This window comes from Streptomyces sp. NPDC001502 (genome assembly GCF_042894785.1).
Classification (GTDB): domain Bacteria; phylum Actinomycetota; class Actinomycetes; order Streptomycetales; family Streptomycetaceae; genus Streptomyces; species Streptomyces kutzneri.
Map to the genome: position 1 here is coordinate 45,665 of NZ_JBIAVW010000001.1, position 22,773 is coordinate 68,437.

The following is a 22,773-nucleotide window of genomic DNA, read 5'->3' on the forward strand; positions in this document are numbered from 1 at the left end:
CGCGTTCCCGGACGGGCCGTGACCTGGGCCGCTCGTCCCCCGGACGGCCCCGTCGCAGGGCCGCGGGGCGCCCGGTGCAGGACAGTGGAAGGAGGTACCGATCCCGGGGGGCACCATCACGCCGGAGGCGTACAGACATGGGACTCTTCGACTTCATGAAGTCCGACAAGAAGAAGGCGCACGACGCCGCCGAGAAGGCGAAGGAGCAGGTGCAGCAGCAGGCGGGCGAGGCCAGGAGGCCTCCCTCGGGTTCGGCGGCCGACGCCGCCTCGGCCACCCGGGCCACCGCCGAGCGCATGGCGGCGGCCGCGCCGCCCAGGCCCGCCCCCGCGACCCCGACCCCCACGTCCGCCGCGCACAAGGCGGTGCCCGCGGCCCCCAGGCCGACCGCGATGCCGAAGCCCGCGGCCTCCTCCGCCGCCGCGCCGGGCGCCATGCACACCCCCACCCCGCACTCGGCCGCGCACAAGGCGGTACCGGCGGCCCCGATGCCCAAGCCCACCGCCACCAGGCGCACGTACACCGTCAAGCCCGGTGACTCGCTCCCCGCGATCGCCCGGAACGAGCTCGGCAACGAGGCCCGCTGGCGTGAGCTCTACGCGATGAACAGGGGTGTCGTCGGCTCCAACCCCGACCTCGTCCGCCCGGGCGTGGTCCTCACCCTCCCCGGCTGACACCCCGCGGACGCGGGAAGGGGCCCGGATCCTCGTGACAGGATCCGGGCCCCTTCGCGTGCACCGCTCAGAGCTGCTTGTCGTCGGGGCCCGCCTCGGCCTCGCGCTCCTTCTCCGCCAGCTCCTCGTCGAAGGCGGACGGCGCCGCGTCGCGCGCCGACAGCTCGGTGGCCGCCGGCGGTTCGACGAGCCAGTCCGGATTCGACTGCTGGTCCCACCACCGCCACGCCGCGTAGGCGGCGCACGCCAGTACGCCGACCAGCGCGGCACCGCGCAGGAACTTCCCCGTGCGCGCGCGCCGCTCGTGGCGGCGTACGAGCTTCTGTACTTCCTTGGCCGTCACCTGGCCGCGCAGCGCCGCGAGCGCCGCCGCCGACCGGGACGCGGCCTCCTCGGCCACCGGGGTGGCGGCCGCGATCGCACTCTCGAACTTCGGCTGGGTGTATTCGGCGGCCTGCCGCGCCGCCAGACGCGCCTGTGTCGCCGCCCGGTCGACGGAGGGCGGCACATGGGCCCGCGCCGCCTTGAGCCGTGGATGCAGATGGCAGTCGTAGGTCGTACGGGCGTGCTGGGCGGCGCTGGTCGCCGCGTACGACATCTTGGGCGCCAGCCGTTCGTTCGCTTCCTGGGCGTAGTGCACCGCGGCTTCCCTGGCGGATTCCGCGTACGGTGCCACCACTTCCGTCGCGTGCCGCACACTCTCCCTGGCGCTCTCGGCTGCCAGGCGCATGCTCTCCTTGCCGGTCACGGGATCCTCCTCCTCGGTGGCGGACACAGTTCACCTTTCCACCCTTTGTCGGATCATGCCTGCCATATCGAAGACAGGCATGCGTGACAGGGCATACGGGTGGAGGATTTCAGTGCCGCGGAGCGCTCCGTGCGACCATCTGGACCGACAGTGATGACTATGGAAGGCAGATCCGTGGCCGAGAAGCTCTACGCCACCCTGAAGACGACCCACGGCGACATCGAGATCGAGCTGCTGGAGAACTTCGCTCCGAAGACCGTCAGGAACTTCGTCGAGCTCGCCACGGGCGCCCGGGAATGGACCCGCCCCACCGACGGCCAGAAGACCACGGACCCGCTGTACGACGGCACCGTCTTCCACCGTGTCATCAGCGGCTTCATGATCCAGGGCGGCGACCCGCTCGGCAACGGCACCGGCGGCCCCGGCTACCGGTTCGCGGACGAGTTCCACCCCGACCTGGCCTTCACCAAGCCCTTCCTGCTCGCCATGGCCAACGCCGGCCCGGGCACCAACGGCTCGCAGTTCTTCATCACCGTCGCCCCCACCGCCTGGCTGACGCGCAAGCACACCATCTTCGGCGAGGTCAGCGACCCGGCCAGCCAGAAGGTCGTGCAGGCCATCGCCGCCAGCGCCACCAACCCGCGCACCGAGCGCCCCCTGGACGACGTGATCATCCAGTCCGTGGTCGTCGAGAAGCGCTGACCGAGAAGCGCTGACCGAGAAGCGCTGACGCCGGGAACCTTTCGGCCCCGCCCGTCCGTACTGGATACGTACGGGACCGGCGGGGCGCCCCCTGGCCTCCTGGCCCCTCTGCCTCGCCGCTGACCTAGGGAACCGATGGACACCGACCGTCTGCCGGGCTGCTACCGCCACCCGGACCGCGACACGGGGATCAGCTGCACCCGCTGCGAGCGCCCCATCTGCCCCGAGTGCATGATCAGCGCCTCGGTCGGCTTCCAGTGTCCCGAGTGCGTCCGCGCGGGCTCCGGCACCGGGCACCACCCGACCGCGAACGCCCCGCGCACCGTCGCGGGCGGGGTGGTCGCCACCGACCCCCACCTGGTCACCAAGATCCTCATCGGGATCAATGTGCTGGTGTTCCTCGCGGCGCTCTTCGCCCCGGCGCTCGCGGTCCAGCTGGAGCTGATCGGCGGCCGGTACCGGGAGTACGCCGGCGGCCCGGTCCACGGGGTGGCCACGGGTGAGTACTACCGGCTGCTGACCTCGGTGTTCCTGCACGTCGAGTGGTGGCACATCATCGGCAACATGATCGGGCTGTGGGTGATCGGCGGTCCGCTGGAGGCGGCGCTGGGCCGGGTCCGCTATCTCGCGGTCTTCCTGCTCTCCGGCCTGGGCGGCAGCGCGCTGGTCTATCTGCTGAGCGAGCCGTACGTGCCGACCCTCGGCGCCTCGGGCGCCGTCTTCGGCCTGCTCGGCGCCACCGTCGTCCTGGCGAAGCGGCTGCGGTACGAGATGCGGCCGGTGATCGTCATGGTCGTGCTGATGCTGATGCTGACCTTCGTACCGCTCGGCGGCGCGCTCACGGTGTCCTGGCAGGCCCATGTGGGTGGCCTGGTCACCGGAGCGCTGGTGGGTCTGGGCATGCTCGTGCCAGCCGCCGGCCGCAATCGCGCACTGGTCCAGTGGGGCACCTGCGCGGTGGCTTTTCTGCTGGCCGCGATGCTGATTCTGATCCGCACCGCGGAACTCACCTGATCACACCGGCGTCAACTCTCCACAGAGTTATCCACAGATCTTCTGTCTTTTCCTCAGGTGTGGATGACGCTGTGGATAACTCATGGGGAGAGCTTCCGTCAGGGGCTGTCGGGTGCTACTTCCACTGCGTGGATACGCCGAATCCGGCAGCGATGAAGCCGAAACCGACCACAATGTTCCAATTGCCCAGAGCCTCGATCGGCAGCTGGGTCTCGGTCACGTAGAAAACGACGATCCACGCGAGTCCGATCAGGAAGAACGCCAGCATGACCGGGGCGACCCAGCTGCGATTCGTGAGCCGGATGCTCTGCGGCTGCCGGGTCGGCGGCGGCGTGTAGTCGTCCTTCTTGCGGATACGTGACTTCGGCACGAGGGGCTCTCCTGTCGATGCGCTGGGGACCTTGCCTGCCCCGGGCGTCCGTTAGCGTAGTGGACCTGTGGCGTTGAAGGAGAAGGGTACGTTGAGCAATTCAGACGACTCCTCCGCGGGTCCCCGTCGCCGGGCCAGGCCGGTCCGGTTGCTGACGGCCGCCGTCTTCGCCCTGGCCGGGCTGCTCTTCGTCACCAGTTTCAACACCTCCAAGGGTACGAACATCCGGACGGATGCCTCACTCCTGAAGCTGTCGGACCTCATCAAAGAGCGCAGCCAGGACAACGCGGCGCTGGAGCAGAGCACCGCGGCCGCACGCGGCCGGGTGGACGCCCTCGCGGAGCGTGACGACGGCAGCACCAAGGCCGAGGACGCCAAGCTGGCCGCCCTGCGCGCCGCCTCCGGCACCGAGGAGCTGACCGGCAAGGGCCTGACGGTCACCCTGAACGACGCCCCGCCGAACGCCACCGCCCGCATCCCCAACGTGCCCGAGCCGCAGCCCAACGACCTGGTGATCCACCAGCAGGACCTGCAGGCCGTGGTCAACGCTCTGTGGCGCGGCGGTGCCCAGGGCATCCAGGTCATGGACCAGCGGCTGATCTCCACCAGCGCGGTGCGCTGCGTGGGCAACACCCTGATCCTCCAGGGCCGGGTCTACTCGCCGCCGTACAAGATCTCGGCGGTCGGCGACCCGGGCGCGATGAAGAAGGCCCTGGCCGCCTCTCCGGCCCTGCAGAACTACCAGCTGTACGTGAACGCGTACGGGCTCGGCTGGAAAGTGGACGAGCACAAGGCGCTGACACTTCCCGGCTACTCCGGCACAGTGGACCTCCACTATGCGAAGCCGGTGGCGCCCACCCCCTGACCGGGTCCGTCCTGACGTCGTACTGCGCCTGGTGGTACGGACGTTCAGCGAGGTGTGCCTGACGGCGGGCACGCTGATCGTGCTCTTCGTCGCGTACGTCCTGCTGTGGACCGGGGTCAAGGCCGACCGGGCCATGGACGGCGAGATGGACCGGATGCGCGACCGATGGGCGGCCGCCCCGGCCGCCCCGGCCGCCGCGGCCGCCGCGCCGCAGCCGGAACCGTCGAAGGCCCCGCCGGTGTCCCCGCCGCCCACCGCGGAGCCGGAGCGCCACCCCGCCGGCCGGGCCTTCGCGGAGATGTACGTCCCGCGCTTCGGCCCGGACTGGGTCAAGCCCGTCCTGGAGGGCACCGACCCCGAACTGCTGAAGAAGGGCCTCGGCCACTACGCCGCCACCGCCCCCCTCGGCGCCGTCGGGAACTTCTCGGTGGCCGGCCACCGGCGCACCTACGGGGACCCCTTCAAGGACTTCCCGCAACTGCGTCCGGGCGACGAGGTGATCCTCAAGGACGCGAGCACCTGGTACACGTACACGCTCCGGTCCGCGCCCCTGCGCACCCTGCCCACCGACGTCGCCGTGGTCGACCCGGTCCCGGAGAAATCTCCGTTCCGGGCGCCCGGCCGCTATCTGACGCTGACGACCTGCGATCCGGAATGGGGTCACAGCCACCGGCTGGTCGTCTGGGCGGAGCTGACCGGCACGCGCCCCGCCGCCCGGGGGCGGCCGGAGGGTTTGTCCGGGTGACCCACCCTTTCGGGCCGCTGCCTTTAGTCTGTTCGCGTACCGCCCCCGCGGTGCGTTGAACGAACGTGGACGAAAAGGAATCAGGCGGCATGTACGGCTGGATCTGGCGGCATCTGCCGGGAAACGCGTGGGTACGCGCGCTGATCTCACTCGTACTGGTCCTCGCGGTGGTCTTCGTGCTGTTCCAGTACGTCTTCCCGTGGGCCGAGCCGCTTCTCCCGTTCAACGATGTGACGGTGGACGAGGGATCGGGAGCCACTCCGTGAGCGCGCGCATTCTGGTTGTGGACAACTACGACAGCTTTGTCTTCAACCTGGTCCAGTACCTCTACCAGCTCGGTGCCGAATGCGAGGTGCTGCGCAACGACGAGGTCGAGCTCTCCCACGCGCAGGACGGCTTCGACGGCGTGCTGCTGTCCCCCGGTCCCGGTACGCCGGAGGAGGCGGGCGTCTGCATCGACATGGTCCGCCACTGCGCGCGCACGGCCGTTCCCGTCTTCGGCGTGTGCCTCGGCATGCAGTCGATGGCGGTCGCCTACGGAGGCGTCGTGGGCCGGGCTCCCGAGCTGCTGCACGGCAAGACCTCACCCGTGATCCACGAGGGGCTCGGGGTGTTCGAGGGACTGCCGTCGCCGTTCACCGCGACCCGCTACCACTCCCTCGCCGCCGAGCCCGGGACCCTGCCGGACGCGCTGGAGGTCACGGCGCGGACCGAGGACGGGATCATCATGGGCCTGCGCCACCGGGAGCACGACGTCGAGGGCGTCCAGTTCCACCCCGAGTCGGTGCTGACCGAGTGGGGCCACCGGATGCTCGCCAACTGGCTGGTGCGGTGCGGTGACGCGGGTGCCGTGGAGCGCTCGGTGGGGCTGGCCCCGGTGGTGGGCAAGGCCGTCGCGTGACCACGGTCGCGCCGTCCGCGCCCGCGCAGGGCCGGGCCGCGCGACGCAGGGCCGCGCAGGAGGCCGCGAAACAGGCCGCCCGACGCACCCGCAGGCGGGGCGGCCGACGGCGCAGGCGGCCCGCTTCGGGCGGCCCGGTGGTCATCGCGAGCCGGCTGGGCGGAGAGCTGTTCATCACGCTGGGCCTGGTGATGCTGCTGTTCGTCGCCTACCAGCTCTGGTACACGAACCTGCTGGCGGAGCGGGTGGCGAACGGCGCCGCCGGCTCCCTGCGCCAGACCTGGGAGCAGGATCCTGGCGGCTCCGGGGCCGCCGCGCCGCCCGTGACGGCCTTCGAGCCCGGCCAGGGCTTCGCGATCCTCCACATCCCGAAGCTGGACGTGAAGGTCCCGGTGGCGGAGGGCATCAGCAAGCCGAAGGTGTTGGACAAGGGCATGGTCGGGCACTACGGCGAGGGCGCGCTGAAGACGGCGATGCCGGCCGACCAGCAGGGCAACTTCGCGGTGGCCGGACACCGCAACACCCACGGCGAGCCGTTCCGCTACATCAACCGGCTGGTGCCCGGGGATCCCGTCGTGGTCGAGACCCGGGACGCCTACTACACGTACGAGATGACCTCGTCGCTCGCGCAGACCCCGCCGACGAACGTGGCGGTGATCAAGCCCGTGCCGGAGGGGTCGGGATTCACATCCGAGGGCCGGTACATCACGCTGACCACCTGCACCCCGGAGTTCACCAGCACCTACCGGATGATCGTATGGGGCAGGATGACCGAGGAACGCCCCCGCAGCCAGGGCCCGCCGCCCGCGCTGACCAGCTAAGGACGAATCAGCAGTGTCTCGTGCCCGCCGCCGCGCCGCGGCCCCGCCCGTCGGCAACCGCAGTGTGCTCGCCGGATTCCTGAGCCTGCTGGGCGAGGTCCTGATCACCGTGGGCCTGGTGCTGGGCCTCTTCGTCGCCTACTCGCTGTGGTGGACGAACGTGCTCGCGGACCGGCAGGCGTCGGCGCGCGGCGACGAGGTCCGCCAGCAGTGGCAGGCTCCCTCCCCGCAGGCCGCCGGACCCGGGGCGCTGGACACCCGGGACGGGGTCGGCTTCCTGCACGTACCGGCGATGCGGAACGGCGAGGTGCTCGTCAAGCCGGGGACCGACCCGGACATCCTCGACGACGGTGTGGCCGGGTACTACACGCAGCCGGTGAAGTCGGCGCTGCCGTGGGACGAGAAGGGCAACTTCTCGCTGGCCGCGCACCGCGACGGCCACGGGGCGAAGTTCCACAACATCGACAAGGTGAAGACCGGCGACGCGATCGTCTTCGAGACCCGCGACACCTGGTACGTCTACAAGGTCTTCGCGGAGCTGCGCCAGACCTCGAAGTACAACACCGACGTGATCAGCGCGGTCCCCAAGGACTCGGGGAAGACCGCCCCCGGCCGGTACATCACGCTCACCACCTGCACGCCGGTCTACACCTCGAAGTACCGGTACATCGTGTGGGGCGAGCTGGTCCGGACGGAGAAGGTGGACGCGGAGCGGACTGCGCCGGCCGAACTGCGCTGAGCCTCGGCCGGGACCGGAGCGGGCCTGGCCCCACCAGGCCCCCACAAGGCCCCTGTGAGCGGCGCCGACGCCTCCCGGGCCCCACGAGGCCCACGCGTCCCGGATGTGGCCGCAGGCGGCCGTACAGCGGCGGGACGCACAAAGGTCCGGCCTCCCTCCCCGATGTCGGGGAGGGAGGCCGGACCTTTTCACTGTGCCGGTGGCGGCGACGTCGGTCGCGTCAGCGGTTGTCGCCCAGGCCGCCGAAGCCGCCGCCGTTGTTGTTGCCGCCCTGTTGCTGGCCGCCGCCGCCGAAGGCGATGACGTTCACGGTCTGGCCCGTGTTGACCGGGGTGCCCGGCTGCGGGTCGGTGTTCAGGACGATCGCGTTGCCGTCCGTGGAGCCGGTGACGACGCCGAGCCGGAGGTTGGCGCGCCGCAGCTCTTCCTTGTACTGGTCCACGGTGCGGCCGGCGAAGTTGGGCACCGTGGTCTGCGCCGAGGCCTTGGCGATGCTGATGTTCACCGTCTTGCCCACCTCAAGCTGCTGGCCCGCCGCGAACTGCTGGTCGACGACCGTGCCCGGTACGGCTCCGGGCGTCTCGGTCTCCGTCACGCTGCCGAGCCTGAGTTTGGCGTCCGTGAGGGCCTTGATCGCCTCGTCCTTCTTCTTGCCCCTGAGCTCCGGCACGTCGGCCTTGGAGATCTCCTTGGCGACGGTCAGCGTGACGACGCTGTTGCGCTCCGCCTCGCCGCCCTTCGGGCTCTGGTCGAGGACGGTCCCGGCGGTGCGCTCGGACTCCTGGGGCTTGCGGTCGACCTGCAGGCCCTTATCCTTGAGCGCCTTCTCCGCGTCCTCGAACTTGAGGTTGACCACGTCGGGGATCGTCACCTTCGGCGCGCCCGTGGAGACCGTCACCGTGATGGTGGTGCCGCTGTCGGCCTTGGTATCGGCCGGGGGGTCCTGCTTGCAGACGTTGCCCTTGGGCTGGTCCTCGCAGGGTGCGTCGGCGCCCTTGACCACCTTGAGGCCGACGCTGTCGCCGCTCTTCTGCGCCCGTTCGAGGGTCTGGCCGACGAGCTTGGGCACGGTGGGGCGGTTGTCGGCGCCCTCGCCGAAGAGGGAACGGCCGATGAGGATCGCGCCGACCAGGACGAGGATTCCCGCCGCGACGAGCAGGACGGTGGACGCCTTGCTCTTCTTCTGGCGGCGGTTCGGGCCCTGGTCGTAGCCGCCCTGGTCGCCGTAGCCGTAGCCGCCGTCGCCCGGGGGCATGGGCGGCATCATCGACGTCTGGCCACCGGGGTCGGTGGTGCGCAGGGCAGCGGTGGGCTGGTCGTAGCCCTGGTGCCCGTAGCCGTGCCCCTGGTCGGGGTAGCCGTAGCCACCGGCCGCACCCATGGTGGCGGCGGCGGCGACGGGCTGGCCGTCGAGGCAGGCCTCGATGTCGGCACGCATCTCGTCGGCCGACTGGTAGCGGTAATCGGGGTCCTTGACCAGTGCCTTGAGGACGATGGCGTCCATCTCGGGCGTGATCTCGGGATCGAAGTTCGACGGCGGCTGCGGCTCTTCCCGTACGTGCTGGTAGGCGACGGCCACGGGGGAGTCACCGACGAACGGGGGCCGGACGCTGAGGAGCTCGTAGAGCAGGCAGCCCGCGGAGTAGAGGTCGGAGCGCGCGTCGACCTGCTCGCCCTTGGCCTGCTCGGGCGAGAGGTACTGGGCGGTGCCGATGACGGCGGCCGTCTGCGTCATGGTCATGCCCGAGTCGCCCATGGCGCGGGCGATGCCGAAGTCCATGACCTTGACCTGGCCGGTGCGGGTCAGCATCACGTTGGCGGGCTTGATGTCGCGGTGCACGATGCCGGCGCGGTGCGAGTACTCCAGGGCCTGGAGGATGCCGATGCACATCTCCAGGGTGCGCTCGGGCAGCAGCTTGCGGCCCGAGTGCAGCAGCTCGCGCAGCGTCGAACCGTCGACGTACTCCATCACGATGTACGGGATGGAGATGTTGTCGACGTAGTCCTCGCCGGTGTCGTAGACCGCGACGATCGCCGGATGGTTCAGCGACGCGGCCGACTGGGCCTCGCGCCGGAACCGGGCCTGGAAGGACGGGTCACGGGCGAGATCGGCGCGCAGGGTCTTGACGGCGACGGTACGGCCGAGCCGGGTGTCGTGGGCGAGGTAGACCTCGGCCATGCCACCACGGCCGAGCACGTGGCTCAGCTCGTACCGGCCGCCGAGGCGACGCGGCTCTTCCATAACGTTGCAGCCCTCTCCGTCAGTCCCGACCGCACCTGTGTGTGGTCCGGCGGTGTGCTGTTCGCGCAAAGGCTACCGGCCGATCGTCCGTGATCGGTTCGTGGCCACAGGCTGATACTGGACCGGTACCGTACGCGCGGACCGGGCCGGAAATCTGTGATGTGAGTCACTGCACTCCGGTCCGTCGTCCCTCGGTCACTTCTGGCTGTTCAGCACCGCCTGCATGACCGCCTTGGCGACGGGAGCGGCCAGACCGCCACCGCTGATGTCCTCACGGTCCGCCTCGCTGTCCTCGATCACGACGGCGACGGCGACGGGCGAGGCCTTGTCCGGGGTCTCGGCGTAGGAGATGAACCAGGCGTACGGGCGCTTCTTGTTGCCCTCGCCGTGCTGCGCCGTACCGGTCTTGCCGCCGACCGTCACGCCGTTCATCTTGGCCTTGGTGCCGGTGCCGTTCTGGACGACGTTGACCATCATCTGCTGCACCTTCTCCGCGTTGGCGGCGGAGAGCGGCCGGCTCATCTCCTGCGGCTCGTGCTTCTCGATGATGTCCAGGCCGGGGGACGCGAGGTTGTCCACCATGTACGGCTTCATCAGCTTGCCGTCGTTGGCGATCGCGGCGGTGACCATGGCCATCTGGAGCGGGGTGGCGGCGGTGTTGAACTGCCCGATGGAGCTCTGGGCGTTGCCGTCCTTGCCCATCTTCTTGTCGTAGATGCTGGCGAACGCGCGGACCGGAATGTCGATCTTGTCGTTGTTAAAGCCGAACTTCTCCGAGGTCTCCACCATCTTGTCGCGGGTGACCTTGTCGCCCATGTTCGCGAAGACCGAGTTGCAGGAGATGCGCAGCGCCTCGTTGAGGCTGGCCTTCTCGCAGCCCTTGGCGTGGTTGATCATCTCGGTCTTGGTGCCGGGCAGGAAGTACGGGTCCGGGGTGTCCGTCGGAGCGTTGATGTCCTGGACGACGCCGTGTTCGAGGGCGGCGGCCGCGGTGACCACCTTGAAGGTGGAGCCCGGCGGGTAGGTCTCGCGCAGGGCGCGGTTCACGAGGTTCTTGTCCTCGCTGTCCTTCAGCTCGACCCAGGCCTTCTCGTCGTCCTTGGAGTTGCCCGCGAAGCGCGAGGGGTCGTACGAGGGCGTGGAGACCAGGGCCAGGATGGCGCCGGTGCGCGGGTCGATGGCCGCGACGGCGCCCTTCTTCGTGCCCAGCGCCTCGAAGGCGGCCTTCTGGGCATCGGGGTTGAGCGTGGTGACGACGTTGCCGCCCTGCTTCTTCTCCCCGGTGAACATGCCGATGGTGCGGTCGAAGAACAGCCGGTCGTCGTTGCCGGTGAGGATGCCGTCTTCAAGGGATTCCAGCTGGGTGGAGCCGAAGGCCTGCGAGGCGTACCCGGTGACGGGAGCCCAGAGCTCGCCGTTCGTGTAGGTCCGCTTGTACTTGTAGTCGCTGCCGTCGGTCACCTTGGAACCGGTGATCGGCTCGCCCTTGACGATGATGTTGCCGCGCTCGGTCGCGTACTGGGCGATCTGGACCCGGCGGTTCTCCTTGCGGGTGCTGAGCTCCTCGGCCTGCACGTACTGCAGCCAGTTGGTGCGGATCAGCAGGGCGAGGACGAGCAGCCCGCAGAACAGCGAGATGCGGCGCAGGGGCTTGTTCATGACGGACGGACCACCTGGGTCATCTCGGAGTCGGGGGACGGGGCGGGGGCCGGTGCGGGGCGGCGTGCGGTGTCGCTGATCCGGATGAGGATGGCGATGAGGATCCAGTTCGCGAGGACGGAGGAACCGCCGGACGCGAGGAAGGGCATCGTCATGCCGGTGAGGGGGATGAGGCCCATGACGCCGCCGGCGACCACGAAGATCTGGAGGGCGAAGGCGCCGGAGAGGCCGATGGCGAAGAGCTTGCCGAAGGGGTCGCGGGCGGCGAGCGCGGTGCGCACGCCCCGCTCGATGATGAGCCCGTAGATCAGGAGGAAGGCCATCACTCCGGCGAGGCCGAGCTCTTCGCCGACGGTGGAGAAGATGAAGTCGGAGTTGGCGGCGAAGCCGATCAGGTCGGAGTTGCCCTGGCCCCAGCCGGCGCCGAGGACGCCGCCGGAACCGAAGCTCATGATCGACTGGCCGACCTGCTCGCACGCACCCGAGGTGGTGTAGCAGGCGAAGGGGTCGAGCCAGGCGGTGACACGGACCTTGACGTGGCTGGCGAACGTGCCGACGACCACGGCGCCGCCGACCGACATCAGCAGACCGATGACGATCCAGCTGGTGCGCTCGGTGGCCACGTACAGCATGATCACGAACATGCCGAAGAAGAGCAGCGAGGTGCCGAGGTCGTTCTCGAAGACGAGGACGAGCAGGCTCATGGCCCAGATCATCAGGATCGGGCCGAGGTCGCGGCCGCGCGGCAGGTAGAGGCCCATGAAGCGGCGGCTGGCCAGCGCGAGCGCGTCGCGCTTCACCATCAGGTAGCCGGCGAAGAAGATCGCGATGACGATCTTCGCGAACTCACCGGGCTGGATGGAGAAGCCGCCCACGCTGATCCAGATCTTCGCGCCGAAGACGTCGGCGCCGAGGCCCGGGACGACGGGCAGGATCAGCAGGACCAGGGCGCCGGCCATCGAGATGTACGTGAACCTCTGCAGGACGCGGTGGTCCTTGAGGATCAGCAGGACGGCGGCGAACAGGGCGATGGCGAGCGCCGTGTACATCATCTGGCGGGGGGCGGAGGGGGAGAAACCGCCGAAGGCCCGCTTGGCGAGGTTCTGCAGCCGCTCGGACTGGTCCAGGCGCCAGATCAGGACGAGGCCCAGTCCGTTCAGGAGCGTGGCCAGCGGCAGCAGCAGCGGGTCGGCGTACTTGGCGTACCGGCGCACGACGAGGTGCGCGATCCCGGCGAGGGCGCCGAGGCCGAGGCCGTACAGCACCATGCCGGGGGGCAGGGTGCCGTTGATCGCGAGGCCCACGTTGGCGTAGGCGAACATCGGGATGAGCACGGCGAAGCCGAGCAGCAGGAGCTCGGTGTTCCGCCTGCTCGGCAGCTCGATGGCGCCGATGGTGGTCGTGTTGGTGACTACGCTCATGGTGTGGCAGGCCCCCTGTGCCCGCGTATCTCTACTACTTGCCGCACAGCCCGACCAGCTGCTGCTCTTCGGGAGTCAGGCTGGGGGCGGGTGTCGGGCTGTTCTGGGCCTCGGCGTTGCGGCGCTCCTCGTCCTTCTTGCAGGCGGACACCTGGACGCCGAGATCGTCGAGCTTCTTGCGTGCCGCGTCGAAGCTGTTCTCGCTGATGGTGGCCTCGACCAGCTTCCGCTTGAAGGGCGGCAGGTACTTCAGTTCGATGTCGGGGCGGTCGGTCTCCACCTTGGAGAGCTCCAGCGGCCCCAGCTTCGGGCTGATGCCGCGGAAGAGCGCGACGTGCTCGCCCTTCACGCCCACGTAGAACTGGGTCTGGGTCCAGCGCCAGCCCGCGTACAGGCCGCCGCCGATGACACCGGCGACGATGAGCAGGGTCAGCGTACGGGTGGTCCACTTGCGCCCTTTGCTGCGGCGCCTGCGGGGGTGGTCGTACGTGTCCTCGTAGCCCGGGTCGGCGGTGTAGGCGTCGGCTTCGCCGAAGGTGCCGTAGCCGCCCGCGCCCTGGCCCTGGTCGGAGTACCCGTAGCCGGGGGCGTCGCCGCTGCCCGGGGGGCCGAAGGCGCCGGCGGGGGGCTGGCCCTGGCGGCCGAGGCCCGAGGCCCGGCCGGCCGGGGTCTGCATGGCGTTGCCGCCGTCGAAGAGCTGGTGCTGGTTCTCGGCGACCGCGCCGACGACCACCGGGGTGTCGCTGACCTGGGCGGCGAGGGTGTCACCGCTGTCGGTGTCGAGGACGTCGGCGACGATGCAGGTGATGTTGTCGGGTCCGCCGCCGCGCAGGGCGAGCTGGATCAGCGACTGCACGGTCTCGCGGGGGCCGTGGTAGTCGGCGAGGGTCTCTTCCAGGGTCTGGTGGGAGACGACGCCGGAGAGCCCGTCGGAGCAGATCAGGTAGCGGTCACCGGCCCGGACCTCACGGATGGAGAGGTCGGGCTCGACGATGTCGCCGCTGCCGAGCGCGCGCATCAGGAGGGAGCGCTGCGGGTGGGTGGTGGCCTCTTCCTCCGTGATGCGCCCCTCGTCGACGAGGCGCTGCACCCAGGTGTGGTCCTGGGTGATCTGGGTGAGGACGCCGTCGCGCAGGAGATAGGCGCGGGAGTCGCCGACGTGGACGAGGCCGAGGCGCTGGCCGGTCCACAGCAGGGCGGTCAGCGTGGTGCCCATGCCTTCGAGCTGGGGATCCTCCTCGACCATCACGCGCAGCTGGTCGTTGGCGCGCTGCACGGCCGTGGCCAGGGAGGTGAGGATGTCGGAGCCCGGGACGTCGTCGTCGAGCTGCACGAGCGTGGAGATCACCTCGGAGCTCGCGACCTCGCCGGCGGCCTGGCCTCCCATGCCGTCGGCGATCGCGAGGAGCCGGGGACCGGCGTAGCCGGAGTCCTCGTTCCCCTCGCGGATCATGCCCTTGTGTGATCCGGCGGCGAACCGCAAGGACAGACTCATGCGCACCTGCCCTGTCGACGAAGCTGCCTCCGGGTACAACCGGTCTCGAGCCACACTGCCCACCCTCCGGTCGGGAGCGCGCTCGGGTCCGTGTCCTCGGTGGGACGGATCGCCGCCGCGCGCTCGCTCCGCTCGCTCATTCTCGTACTACTTCCGCAGCTCGATGACGGTCTTGCCGATGCGGATCGGTGCGCCCGGCGGAATGGGCGTCGGGGTGGTCAGCCGGGTCCGGTCGAGATACGTGCCGTTGGTGGACCCGAGATCCTCGACGATCCACTGGCCGTCACGGTCGGGATAGATCCTGGCATGGCGGCTGGACGCGTAGTCGTCGTCCAGCACGATCGTTGAGTCGTGCGCGCGGCCCAGCGTGATCGTCTGGCCGGCGAGGGCCACCGTGGTTCCCGTGAGGATGCCCTCGGAGACGACGAGTTTGGTGGGTGCGCCGCGCCGCTGGCGCTGCTGCGGAGGCGCGGCCTGGCGGCCCGCCTGCTGCGGGGCGCCGCCGGCGCCTCCGCCACCACGACGGGACGATCCGCGCTGGGTCACGCGCGTCCCGAAGAGATCGCTGCGGATGACCTGGACGGCCACGATGACGAACAGCCACAGAACGGCCAGGAAACCCAACCGCATGACCGTCAGGGTCAGCTCTGACATTGCCCCCGCTTCACCCTTCGGCTTGCCGGTAAATGATGGTGGTGCTGCCCACGACGATCCGCGAGCCGTCGCGGAGCGTAGCGCGGGTGGTGTGCTGCCCGTCCACCACGATGCCGTTGGTGGACCCGAGATCCTGGATCGTCGAGGGCGTTCCGGTCCGGATCTCACAGTGCCGGCGCGATACGCCGGGGTCGTCGATCCGCACGTCGGCTTCCGTGCTTCGGCCGAGTACGAGCGTGGAGCGCGAGATCTGGTGGCGGGTGCCGTTGATCTCGATCCAGTGGCGCCGGGCGCCGCCCGGGCCGGCCGCGGGGGCCGTCCCGACGGGTCCGGCCGGAGCGGGCCGCCGAGCGCCGGGTCCGCCCGGGGGCGGGGCGCTGGGCATGGGCGGGGCCGCGACCGGCGGATATCCGTACCCGCCCTGCGGCTGGTTCTCCGGCGGGTAGCCGTAGCCGCCCTGGGGTGACGGCGGTCCTGCCTGCGGCTGGGAGGTGCTGGAGGCGAGGGTGCGGCTGCGGACCCGGTAGAGCCCGGTGTCGAGGTCGTCGGCCTTCTCCAGGTGGACCTTGATGGGGCCCATGAAGCTGTAGCGCTGCTGCTTGGCGTAGTCGCGGACCAGGCCCGCGAGCTCGTCGCCGAGCTGCCCGGAGTAGGGGCTCAGGCGGTCGTAGTCACCGGCGCTGAGCTCGACGATGAAGTCGTTGGGGACGACGGTCCGCTCGCGGTTCCAGATGGTGGCGTTGTTGTCGCACTCCCGCTGGAGGGCTCCGGCGATCTCCACCGGCTGGACCTCGGACTTGAACACCTTGGCGAAGGTGCCGTTCACCAGACCTTCGAGTCGCTGCTCGAACCGCTTCAGAACTCCCATGGGGCACCTCCTCCGTCGCTGTCGCCCTGTACTGCTTACTGATCGTATCCACGCGTGGCGGATTCGGGTGGTTCCCCATCGTTCCTGTGAGGACGAGTGTTGGTCCTCACAAGGGATCGTAGGGGCGCTCCCAGGACAGTGTCCCGCACCGGGAGCGGAGTGCGGGAGGGGCCGTCCGCGGCGGGGTGCGGGGGTGCCGGGAAAGCGATGTGAATCCACCCCGTTCTCCGTGCTAATGTTTCGACGTCGCCAGGGGAAAGGCCCGAAAGGGAAGATCCACTGGGGAGCTGCTCGGGCGAGTGGCGGAACGGCAGACGCGCTGGCTTCAGGTGCCAGTGTCCTTCGGGACGTGGGGGTTCAAATCCCCCCTCGCCCACATCGACGAGACGGTCGTCACTGCGAAAGCGGTGGCGGCCGTTTCGTGTTTCCCCGTTCCGGGCGTGTGTGTGACGTACGTCCCTCCTTGGGGCCCCTGAGCTGCGGTCCTGTCCGAAGGCAGGGTTAGGGTTGAGCCAACTGTCCGAATTGCGAGACCAGTTGTGGCCGACGGATGTGCACGAGCGTGCTTCCCGGTCGGTACGAGGAGTCGTGAGTGGGTTTCGACGAGGAGTGGGGGCGGCTGCGGGCCGCCGCGACGGAGCGGGTGGACGCGGGGGTGCCGGTGGAGCCGGCCGCGTCGGCGCGTGAGCCGGAACACGCCGGTGCGGTGGCCGTGGACGCGGCGACGGCCCGTGAGGAGGTCCTGGAGCGGCTGGCGGATTTCCGCAGCCGGGCGGTGCTGGTGCCGTTGGACGAGCGCGGCGGCCTGTGGACGGCGGAGCTGGGCGGACTGGACTGGATCTGCGCGTTCTCGGGGCCGGAGACGCTGGCCCGGTTCGCCGACGCACGCGGTGAGGCCGAGCGGGAGTGGCCGTACCGGCGGATCGTCGGGGCACGGCTGCTGGACGAGGTGATCCCGGCGCTGGACTTCCCGTGCGGGGTGGCGCTGGACGCGGCGGGGCCGGACGGGATCGTCTTCCCGCCGGTGCGGGGGCTGGTGCCGGACGGTGCGGCGCTCGACGGGGACGGACGGAAGGAGAAGGTGTGAGCGGGGACGGGGCGGACATCGATGTCTCGAAGCAGGCGCTGGGACAGATAGCGAAGGGCATCACGGACACGCTGGGCGAGCTGAAGGAGCTCGGGATGGTGGGCTCGGCCAGCATGGGCCGGGGCTTCTCGGATCTGGCGCTGTCGGGGATGGAGAGCGGGAACGAGGGCCTGACGGCCTCGATGAAGACGTTCTGCGAGCGCTGGGAGTGGGGCGTACGGGCGCTCGTGCAGCAGGGCAACCAGTTCGCGTTCGACGTCGGTCTGTCGGCGGGCGTGATGCACGAGCAGGACCAGTACATCCAGGGCAGCTTCAAGGTGCTGACGAACTCCGCGATGGGCAATCCGTACGCGTCGGAGAAGGACGTCATCGACAAGGACTGGGGCGAGGTCCTCTCCGACAACCCGTACACGCAGATCCGGGACGCGGACTACAGCGACGAGTCCTTCGACCGGGCGCGTGAGAACAGCAAGGAGGCCTGGAAGGGCGCGGTGCGGGACGTCAACAGCTCGGACATGCTCCTCGGCAACCAGATCATCAACGCGACGGGGCTGCGGGGCGAGGTGGACGCGGCGGTCGACGACTGGGTCGGCCCGGCACCGCAGCCGCAGGCGCAGCCCTCGGGCGGTGAGCGCTGATGGCCGACTGGGGCGGTCTCCTGGACAAGGGTCTGGAGAAGCTGGACGACGGCTGGGAGGGCGCGAAGAAGGTCGTCGGTCAGGGTGTCGACAAGGCCACCGACGGGATCGGGGCGGGCCTGGAATACGTCGGGGCGGACGACTGGGCCGACAAGGTCGAGGACTGGGGCGACGACGTCGCCTCGGACCTGGGTGCTTCGGTCGGCGAGCAGCAGCTCGGCCAGACCGAGCAGGCGAACGAGCTGGTGCACGGCAAGCCTGCGAAGATCCGCGAGTCGGCGAAGCACCTGACGGACTTCCATGGAGCGTTCGACCGGGTCGGCCAGGGCATGCGGGCGCTGGACTCCGGCCACTGGAAGGGGCAGGCGGCCGACGCGTTCCGGCAGAAGTTCGCGATGCACCCCACGGACTGGCTGCACGCCGCCGACGCCTGCGAGGCGGCGGCGGGCGCGCTGAACCGGTACGCGGAGACGGTGGAATGGGCGCAGACGCAGGCGCAGCAGGCCATCGACCTGTACAAGGCGGCCGTCAAGGCCGCCAAGGACGCCCACGAGACGTACGTCGCGAAGGCCGAGACCTACAACGCGGCGGCGAAGGCCGGCCGGGATCCCGGACCGGAGCCGCAGAAACCGGTCGACGTGGGCAAGGCCGACGGCACGCGGGCCCACGAGATCCTGAACGAGGCCCGCAGGCAGCGCGACGAGGCCGCAGGGGCCGTGGCCAAGGCGATGGAGGCGGCGCTGGAGCATGCCCCGAAGGAGCCCTCGGCGACGGACCAGGCCCTGGCCGGGATCACCGACTACTACGGCGGCCAGGCGGTGGAGCTCAACCACTTCGTCGGCGGCGTGGTCAAGGGCACGGCGGGCCTGCTCAACTTCGCGCGCGGCCTGAACCCGATGGACCCGTACAACCTCACTCACCCCGCCGAATACCAGCAGAACCTCAACATGACGCTGGCCGGCCTGGTGTCGACGGCCGCCCACCCGGAGCGGATCCCGGGCGCGCTGATCGACAGCTTCAAGAACGACCCGTCGGAGGGCCTGGGCCGGCTCGTGCCGGAACTCATCGGCACCAAGGGCTTCGGCGGTGCCCGGGCGGGGGTGCGGGTCGCGGAGGCCGCGGCGACGAAGCCGTCGGCCTGGTCGCATCTGGCGAAGCCGACCAAGGGCGTGACCGAGCGGCCCTCGATCCATGCCGACTCCGTCGGGAAGAAGGACGCCCAGAAGTTCATCGACGACCAGTACCCGTGGCTCAAGGACATGAACAACACGAACATGCCGGGCTACCAGTACAACTGCACCAACAACGTGGTGACGCTGGACCGCCGGCTGGACGGTGTGGACGTCTCGGCCGCGCCGAAGACCGGGCCGGGCGACATCCCGTACAAGGAACTCGGTGTGGAACCGAGCGCGAAGAAGACCGTCAGCAGCTACGACGACATCGTCAAGGACCTCGAACAGCGGGGGCCGGATTCGCGCAGTGTGGTCGCGATCTCCCGCCACGGGATGGCCGGCCACGTCTTCAACGCGGTGAACACCCCTCACGGGGTCGTCTTCCTGGACGGCCAGACGGGGAAGCTGGCCACACTTGAGACACACAACATCAGCGAGATCGCCCATGTCCCCTACCGCTAGCGTCGTCAGGAATCAGAAATGCTCACGTTGAACGAGGCCGTCGAAGCGGCCCGGGTCCGCCTGGAGCGGGCGTTCGCCTCGGAGCCGTGGACGATCGTGCTGCGGCCGGAGCTCACCCAGGAGCACGAGCTGGCCTGGATCGTCCGGTACGACACCCAGGAGAGCATCGACGCCGGGGATCCCCTGGTGGGTCCGTTCAACAAACTGGTGATCGTGGCCAAGGACGGCTCGCGTGCGGACTTCCCGCCGACGCACCTGCCCCTCGACGAGTACCTCGCCTACGTGCGCCACGGCGGCTGGGAGCGGGCCGGTACGGCGAAGACCTCGAAGGCCGAGCCGTGGCAGACCGCGCTGGAGTGGCTGCTGTCCACGTACAACGGGCTCGTCGAGCTGGTGAGCATCGAGCCCGTCGCGGAGGACGCCGGGACCTGGCTGTTCGCCTGCCGGACCACCGAGCAGCCGGGCTATCCGCGCACGCCGATGCTGGCGGCGTCGCTCGTGGTGCCCAAGGACTACGGGGAGCCGTTCCACCCCGCCTCGTACGATCCGTGGGGCGACGCCTCGGCGTACACGCGCGATCCGGTCGAGCGTGACCCGCAGGCGCAGGCGAGGCGGCTGAACGCCCGCGGCTGCGTGGTCACCACGGCCGCCGCGATCGCGGGCGGCCCGTCATCGCCCCTGCCGTGGCAGCCCGCGCACGAGGCACCCGGCTGGTGGGAGCTGCTGTTGCGCCGCTACTTCCCTGCCGCGCGCGAGCTGCGGTGCGCGAGCTGGGACGAGGTGATCGCGCGGGCCGAGGAGACCGGACCGGACACCCAGGGCGTGGTGTGGGTGCGGCGCGTCATCGGCGGCACCGAGGTCAGCGGGCACCTGCTCTACGCGCACAACAACAACGGCCAGGTGGTGTTCCTGGACGGGATGACCGGCGGGCTGGCACGGCTGGACCAGGTCGGTGTGCTGCAGCTGGTCTTCGCCCGGGTCGAGCCCGGGGCCGGGGTGCCGCCGACCGCCCCCGACCTGGGGACCGCCCGGCACAAGGCCGAGCGGTGGCTGAGGGACACGTTCGCGGATCCCGTCGAGCTGGTGGAGCCGGCCGCCGAGGACGAGACCGCCCGGGGGTGGCTGTTCGCCTGCCAGACCACCGCCGCGCTGCGCACCGGTGACTGGCGCCACGCGATGCTCGACGCCGCGGTGGTCGTGCCGAAGGGGCCGCAGGAGCCGTTCCTGCTGCCCAACTCCGACCCCTGGGGGTTCCTGGCCGCCTGGGACCGGGACGAGCCCGCGGGGCCGGTGCCCGCGCCGGACAAGGCCGACTGGTTCGGCTCCACCATGGCGGAGCTGGGCCCGGTGCTGTCCGTCTCGGAGCATCCGACCGTGGCCGAGGCGGTCGGGGGTCTCAGGGCCCTGCCGGCCGGGGGCCGCGCCCTGGTGTGGGTGAGGCGGCTGGACGCGCGGGGGCGGGAGAGCACCGGAGTGCTCCTCGCGGGACTGCACAGCGAGTCGGGGATGGTGGGGCTGATCGACTCCTCCGCCGCGGAGCTGCGGGACCTGGACGGTTTCCGCGAGTCCGGTGTCCGTGTGGTCCGGTACCGGTGAAGGATGGCCGGTCTCATAGGGGCGGGTGAGCCGTCGGGCGACCGGTCCGAGGACCCGGAGCCGCCTCCGCCGCGGCGGACGCCGAGCACGTGTGGGCGTGGGGACGGGGTAGCGGTCGACTTTCGTCGTGCGGGGCGAGACGAAAGAGGGCGGCCGGGCCGGGGCGCGGGTGTCTAGGGTCGGGCGCGTGGATGCGAAGGCGAAGACGCGGGCCGGCTGGGACTGGCTGAGGGGCCCGGAGCCGTGGACCCGGCGGATGCTGGCGGGGGACCTGGCGCTCGGCGGTGTGCTGGCCATCCTCGGCCTGGGCATCGAGGAGGTCAGCCACGCCTCCGGTCCGCGCATGCTCGGGGGCGCCGTGGCGGTGATGGTCTTGACGCTGCTGCGCCGCAGGCTGCCGGGGACCACGCTCGTGCTCGGGGCGGCGGTGATCACGCCTCTGCCCGGGGCGTTCTTCATCCTGCCCCTGATGGGCTGGTCGGCCGGGCGGCGGATCGTGGGCGTGGGCCGGGCGCTGGCCGCCTTCACACTGGCCTTCGTCGCGGCGGTGGGCTTCAGCGTGCTGGACGAGTGGTCGCAGATGAGACCGCTGCTCGTGATCGTGTTCTCCACGCTGATGTTCCTCGCGATGACGGTGATGCCGGGTCTGGCCAGCCGGTACTGGTCGCAGCGCCGGACCCTGCTGCGCGCGCTCCAGGAGCGCAACGGGCAGCTGTTGCGCGAGCGGGCCATGGTCGCCGGGCAGGCGAGGCTGCGCGAGCGCCAGCGCATCGCCCAGGACATGCACGACAGCCTGGGTCACCAGCTGGCGCTGATCTCGGTGCACACCGGAGCGCTGGAGGTGGATCCGAAACTCACCGACCGTCAGCGCGAGGCGGTGGGCGTGCTGCGGCAGGCCTCGGTGGCCGCGATGCACGAGCTGCGCGAGGTCGTCGGGATCCTGCGCGACGGGGTGGAGGCGCCCGCGCCCGTGGAGGAGGCTCAGCCGGCGGCGCGCGGCGTGGCCGGTATCGCGGGGGTCGTGGAGGCGGCACGGGGCTCGGGGACCGACGTCCGGATGACCACGTCGGGGCAGCCGAGGCCGCTGGTCGCGGCCTGCGACCACGCGGCGTACCGGATCGTGCAGGAGGCCCTGACGAACGCGTACAAGCACGCGCCGGGGGCGCCGATCGCGGTGGAGCTGCGGTTCGAGGACGACTCGCTGGTCGTGGAGATCGCCAACGGGCCGTCGGCCGGTCCGGCGGCCGACGAGGTGGTGTCGGGCGGGCAGGGCCTGACGGGGCTGCGCGAGCGGGCCCGGCTCGTCGGCGGGATGGTGCACGCGGGCCCCGCCGAGGGCGGCGGGTTCCGGGTGGCCGGGGTCCTGCCGTACGGGGCGGAGCCGGCCGGCGTGGAGGACGTGGCCGACGACTTCGGGCAGCGGGCGCAGGCGCAGGCCCGTACGCGCGGCCGCGTACGGGGGCGGGGGCGCGCCGGGGAGCAGCCGATGGACTGGGAGGCGGTGGACCGGGAGCTGGCCGTGCGCATGCCCAGCCGGTCCGGCGGCCTCGCGGTGGGCTGCGGGGTCGCCTTCGCGGCGGTGGTGCTGCTGATGGTCGTGTTGGGCGCCGGAGTGGTGCTGATGATCGATTCGGCGAGTGACGCGATGATCGACCAGGACGAGTTCGACGCCGTGCACGTGGGCGAGACGGAACAGGCCGTCCGCGACCGGCTGCCGAGCGGGGAGAACTTCCTGACCGCCGGGGCCGCCCGCAAGGGGCCGCCCAAGCCGGCGGGCTCGGAGTGTCTGGCCCTGCTGGCCGAAGACCAGCCGAGCGGCCTGGGAACAGACCGGATCTTCCGGTTCTGCTTCAAGGACGGCAAGCTCGTGGAGAAGCAGGAATACGAGGTCAAGCAGTAG

21 protein-coding genes, 1 tRNA gene and 1 pseudogene are annotated in these 22,773 nt (G+C 70.5%); 15 read left to right on the plus strand and 8 right to left on the minus strand.

The window, feature by feature from the left end; all coding sequences use genetic code 11:
* Positions 1 to 137 precede the first annotated feature (137 nt).
* Entirely contained in the window at positions 138 to 674 is a 537-nt protein-coding gene (locus tag ACFY0D_RS00210; protein WP_390796216.1) for a LysM peptidoglycan-binding domain-containing protein, read from the plus strand.
* A 67-nt stretch (positions 675 to 741) separates the two neighbouring features.
* On the opposite strand, the gene ACFY0D_RS00215 is transcribed toward ACFY0D_RS00210, so the two are convergent.
* Positions 742 to 1,422 carry a DUF5324 family protein gene (locus ACFY0D_RS00215; RefSeq protein WP_390796559.1) on the minus strand — a complete coding sequence of 227 codons (681 nt, stop codon included), beginning with the start codon at positions 1,420 to 1,422 and terminating at the stop codon, positions 742 to 744.
* A gap of 174 nt (positions 1,423 to 1,596) precedes the next feature.
* On the opposite strand from ACFY0D_RS00215, the gene ACFY0D_RS00220 reads away from it, so the two are divergent.
* A complete protein-coding gene (locus ACFY0D_RS00220) occupies positions 1,597 to 2,124 on the plus strand; it encodes a peptidylprolyl isomerase (protein WP_390796560.1) in 528 nt (175 codons plus the stop codon).
* A 135-nt stretch (positions 2,125 to 2,259) separates the two neighbouring features.
* Positions 2,260 to 3,138, plus strand: a complete 879-nt coding sequence (locus ACFY0D_RS00225) for a rhomboid family intramembrane serine protease (RefSeq protein WP_390796217.1) — start codon at positions 2,260 to 2,262, stop codon at positions 3,136 to 3,138.
* A 115-nt stretch (positions 3,139 to 3,253) separates the two neighbouring features.
* Here ACFY0D_RS00225 and crgA read toward each other — a convergent pair whose 3' ends face one another.
* Positions 3,254 to 3,508, minus strand: coding sequence for a cell division protein CrgA (gene crgA / locus ACFY0D_RS00230; protein ID WP_030383881.1), 255 nt, complete (start codon positions 3,506 to 3,508; stop codon positions 3,254 to 3,256).
* 91 nt (positions 3,509 to 3,599) lie between these two features.
* Here crgA and ACFY0D_RS00235 point away from each other — a divergent pair, with 91 nt between their 5' ends.
* From ACFY0D_RS00235 to ACFY0D_RS00260, 6 genes and pseudogenes are all read left to right on the plus strand, one after another.
* Positions 3,600 to 4,373, plus strand: a complete 774-nt coding sequence (locus ACFY0D_RS00235) for a DUF881 domain-containing protein (protein WP_301368882.1) — start codon at positions 3,600 to 3,602, stop codon at positions 4,371 to 4,373.
* Positions 4,345 to 5,118, plus strand: coding sequence for a class E sortase (locus tag ACFY0D_RS00240; RefSeq protein ID WP_390796218.1), 774 nt, complete (start codon positions 4,345 to 4,347; stop codon positions 5,116 to 5,118). Before ACFY0D_RS00235 ends, ACFY0D_RS00240 begins: the two co-directional genes overlap by 29 nt.
* Positions 5,119 to 5,207: 89 nt before the next feature.
* Positions 5,208 to 5,384: a hypothetical protein gene (locus ACFY0D_RS00245; protein ID WP_030011120.1), complete on the plus strand. Its 177-nt coding sequence runs from the start codon at positions 5,208 to 5,210 to the stop codon at positions 5,382 to 5,384.
* Positions 5,381 to 6,019 (plus strand): aminodeoxychorismate/anthranilate synthase component II, encoded by a 639-nt coding sequence (locus tag ACFY0D_RS00250; RefSeq protein ID WP_030011121.1) that lies wholly within the window; start codon positions 5,381 to 5,383, stop codon positions 6,017 to 6,019. The genes ACFY0D_RS00245 and ACFY0D_RS00250 overlap by 4 nt, the downstream gene beginning before the upstream one ends.
* Positions 5,968 to 6,840: pseudogene (locus ACFY0D_RS00255) on the plus strand (class E sortase); the annotation flags it as partial. The gene ACFY0D_RS00250 and the pseudogene ACFY0D_RS00255, both read left to right, overlap by 52 nt.
* Positions 6,841 to 6,853: 13 nt before the next feature.
* Positions 6,854 to 7,579, plus strand: coding sequence for a class E sortase (locus ACFY0D_RS00260; RefSeq protein ID WP_390796219.1), 726 nt, complete (start codon positions 6,854 to 6,856; stop codon positions 7,577 to 7,579).
* Between the two features lie 220 nt (positions 7,580 to 7,799).
* Here the strand turns inward: ACFY0D_RS00260 and pknB are convergent, their stop codons facing one another.
* The 6 genes from pknB to ACFY0D_RS00290 form a co-directional block, all read right to left on the minus strand.
* Positions 7,800 to 9,821 (minus strand): Stk1 family PASTA domain-containing Ser/Thr kinase, encoded by a 2,022-nt coding sequence (gene pknB, locus ACFY0D_RS00265; protein WP_390796220.1) that lies wholly within the window; start codon positions 9,819 to 9,821, stop codon positions 7,800 to 7,802.
* Positions 9,822 to 10,016: 195 nt separating this feature from the next.
* Positions 10,017 to 11,480, minus strand: coding sequence for a penicillin-binding protein 2 (locus tag ACFY0D_RS00270; RefSeq protein ID WP_351152322.1), 1,464 nt, complete (start codon positions 11,478 to 11,480; stop codon positions 10,017 to 10,019).
* A complete protein-coding gene (locus ACFY0D_RS00275) occupies positions 11,477 to 12,901 on the minus strand; it encodes an FtsW/RodA/SpoVE family cell cycle protein (RefSeq protein ID WP_301368863.1) in 1,425 nt (474 codons plus the stop codon). Before ACFY0D_RS00275 ends, ACFY0D_RS00270 begins: the two co-directional genes overlap by 4 nt.
* Before the next feature lie 34 nt (positions 12,902 to 12,935).
* The gene (locus tag ACFY0D_RS00280) at positions 12,936 to 14,450 is read right to left on the minus strand and encodes a PP2C family serine/threonine-protein phosphatase (RefSeq protein ID WP_301368861.1); all 1,515 of its coding nucleotides are present in this window, start codon (positions 14,448 to 14,450) and stop codon (positions 12,936 to 12,938) included.
* A gap of 93 nt (positions 14,451 to 14,543) precedes the next feature.
* Complete coding sequence (locus tag ACFY0D_RS00285; protein ID WP_301368859.1) at positions 14,544 to 15,050, minus strand: FHA domain-containing protein; 507 nt, start codon at positions 15,048 to 15,050, stop codon at positions 14,544 to 14,546.
* Between the two features lie 10 nt (positions 15,051 to 15,060).
* Positions 15,061 to 15,918, minus strand: a complete 858-nt coding sequence (locus ACFY0D_RS00290; RefSeq protein ID WP_390796221.1) for an FhaA domain-containing protein — start codon at positions 15,916 to 15,918, stop codon at positions 15,061 to 15,063.
* 293 nt (positions 15,919 to 16,211) lie between these two features.
* Between ACFY0D_RS00290 and ACFY0D_RS00295 the strand changes: the two genes are divergently transcribed.
* The 6 genes from ACFY0D_RS00295 (at position 16,212) to ACFY0D_RS00320 (ending at position 22,773) form a co-directional block, all read left to right on the plus strand.
* A tRNA-Leu gene (locus tag ACFY0D_RS00295) sits at positions 16,212 to 16,294 on the plus strand.
* Between the two features lie 216 nt (positions 16,295 to 16,510).
* Positions 16,511 to 17,005: a hypothetical protein gene (locus ACFY0D_RS00300; protein ID WP_390796222.1), complete on the plus strand. Its 495-nt coding sequence runs from the start codon at positions 16,511 to 16,513 to the stop codon at positions 17,003 to 17,005.
* The gene (locus ACFY0D_RS00305) at positions 17,002 to 17,643 is read left to right on the plus strand and encodes a hypothetical protein (protein WP_390796223.1); all 642 of its coding nucleotides are present in this window, start codon (positions 17,002 to 17,004) and stop codon (positions 17,641 to 17,643) included. Before ACFY0D_RS00300 ends, ACFY0D_RS00305 begins: the two co-directional genes overlap by 4 nt.
* Positions 17,643 to 19,277, plus strand: a complete 1,635-nt coding sequence (locus tag ACFY0D_RS00310) for a putative T7SS-secreted protein (protein ID WP_390796224.1) — start codon at positions 17,643 to 17,645, stop codon at positions 19,275 to 19,277. The genes ACFY0D_RS00305 and ACFY0D_RS00310 overlap by 1 nt, the downstream gene beginning before the upstream one ends.
* 18 nt (positions 19,278 to 19,295) lie before the next feature.
* Positions 19,296 to 20,873 (plus strand): YrhB domain-containing protein, encoded by a 1,578-nt coding sequence (locus ACFY0D_RS00315; protein ID WP_390796225.1) that lies wholly within the window; start codon positions 19,296 to 19,298, stop codon positions 20,871 to 20,873.
* A gap of 187 nt (positions 20,874 to 21,060) precedes the next feature.
* A complete protein-coding gene (locus ACFY0D_RS00320) occupies positions 21,061 to 22,773 on the plus strand; it encodes a sensor histidine kinase (RefSeq protein WP_390796226.1) in 1,713 nt (570 codons plus the stop codon).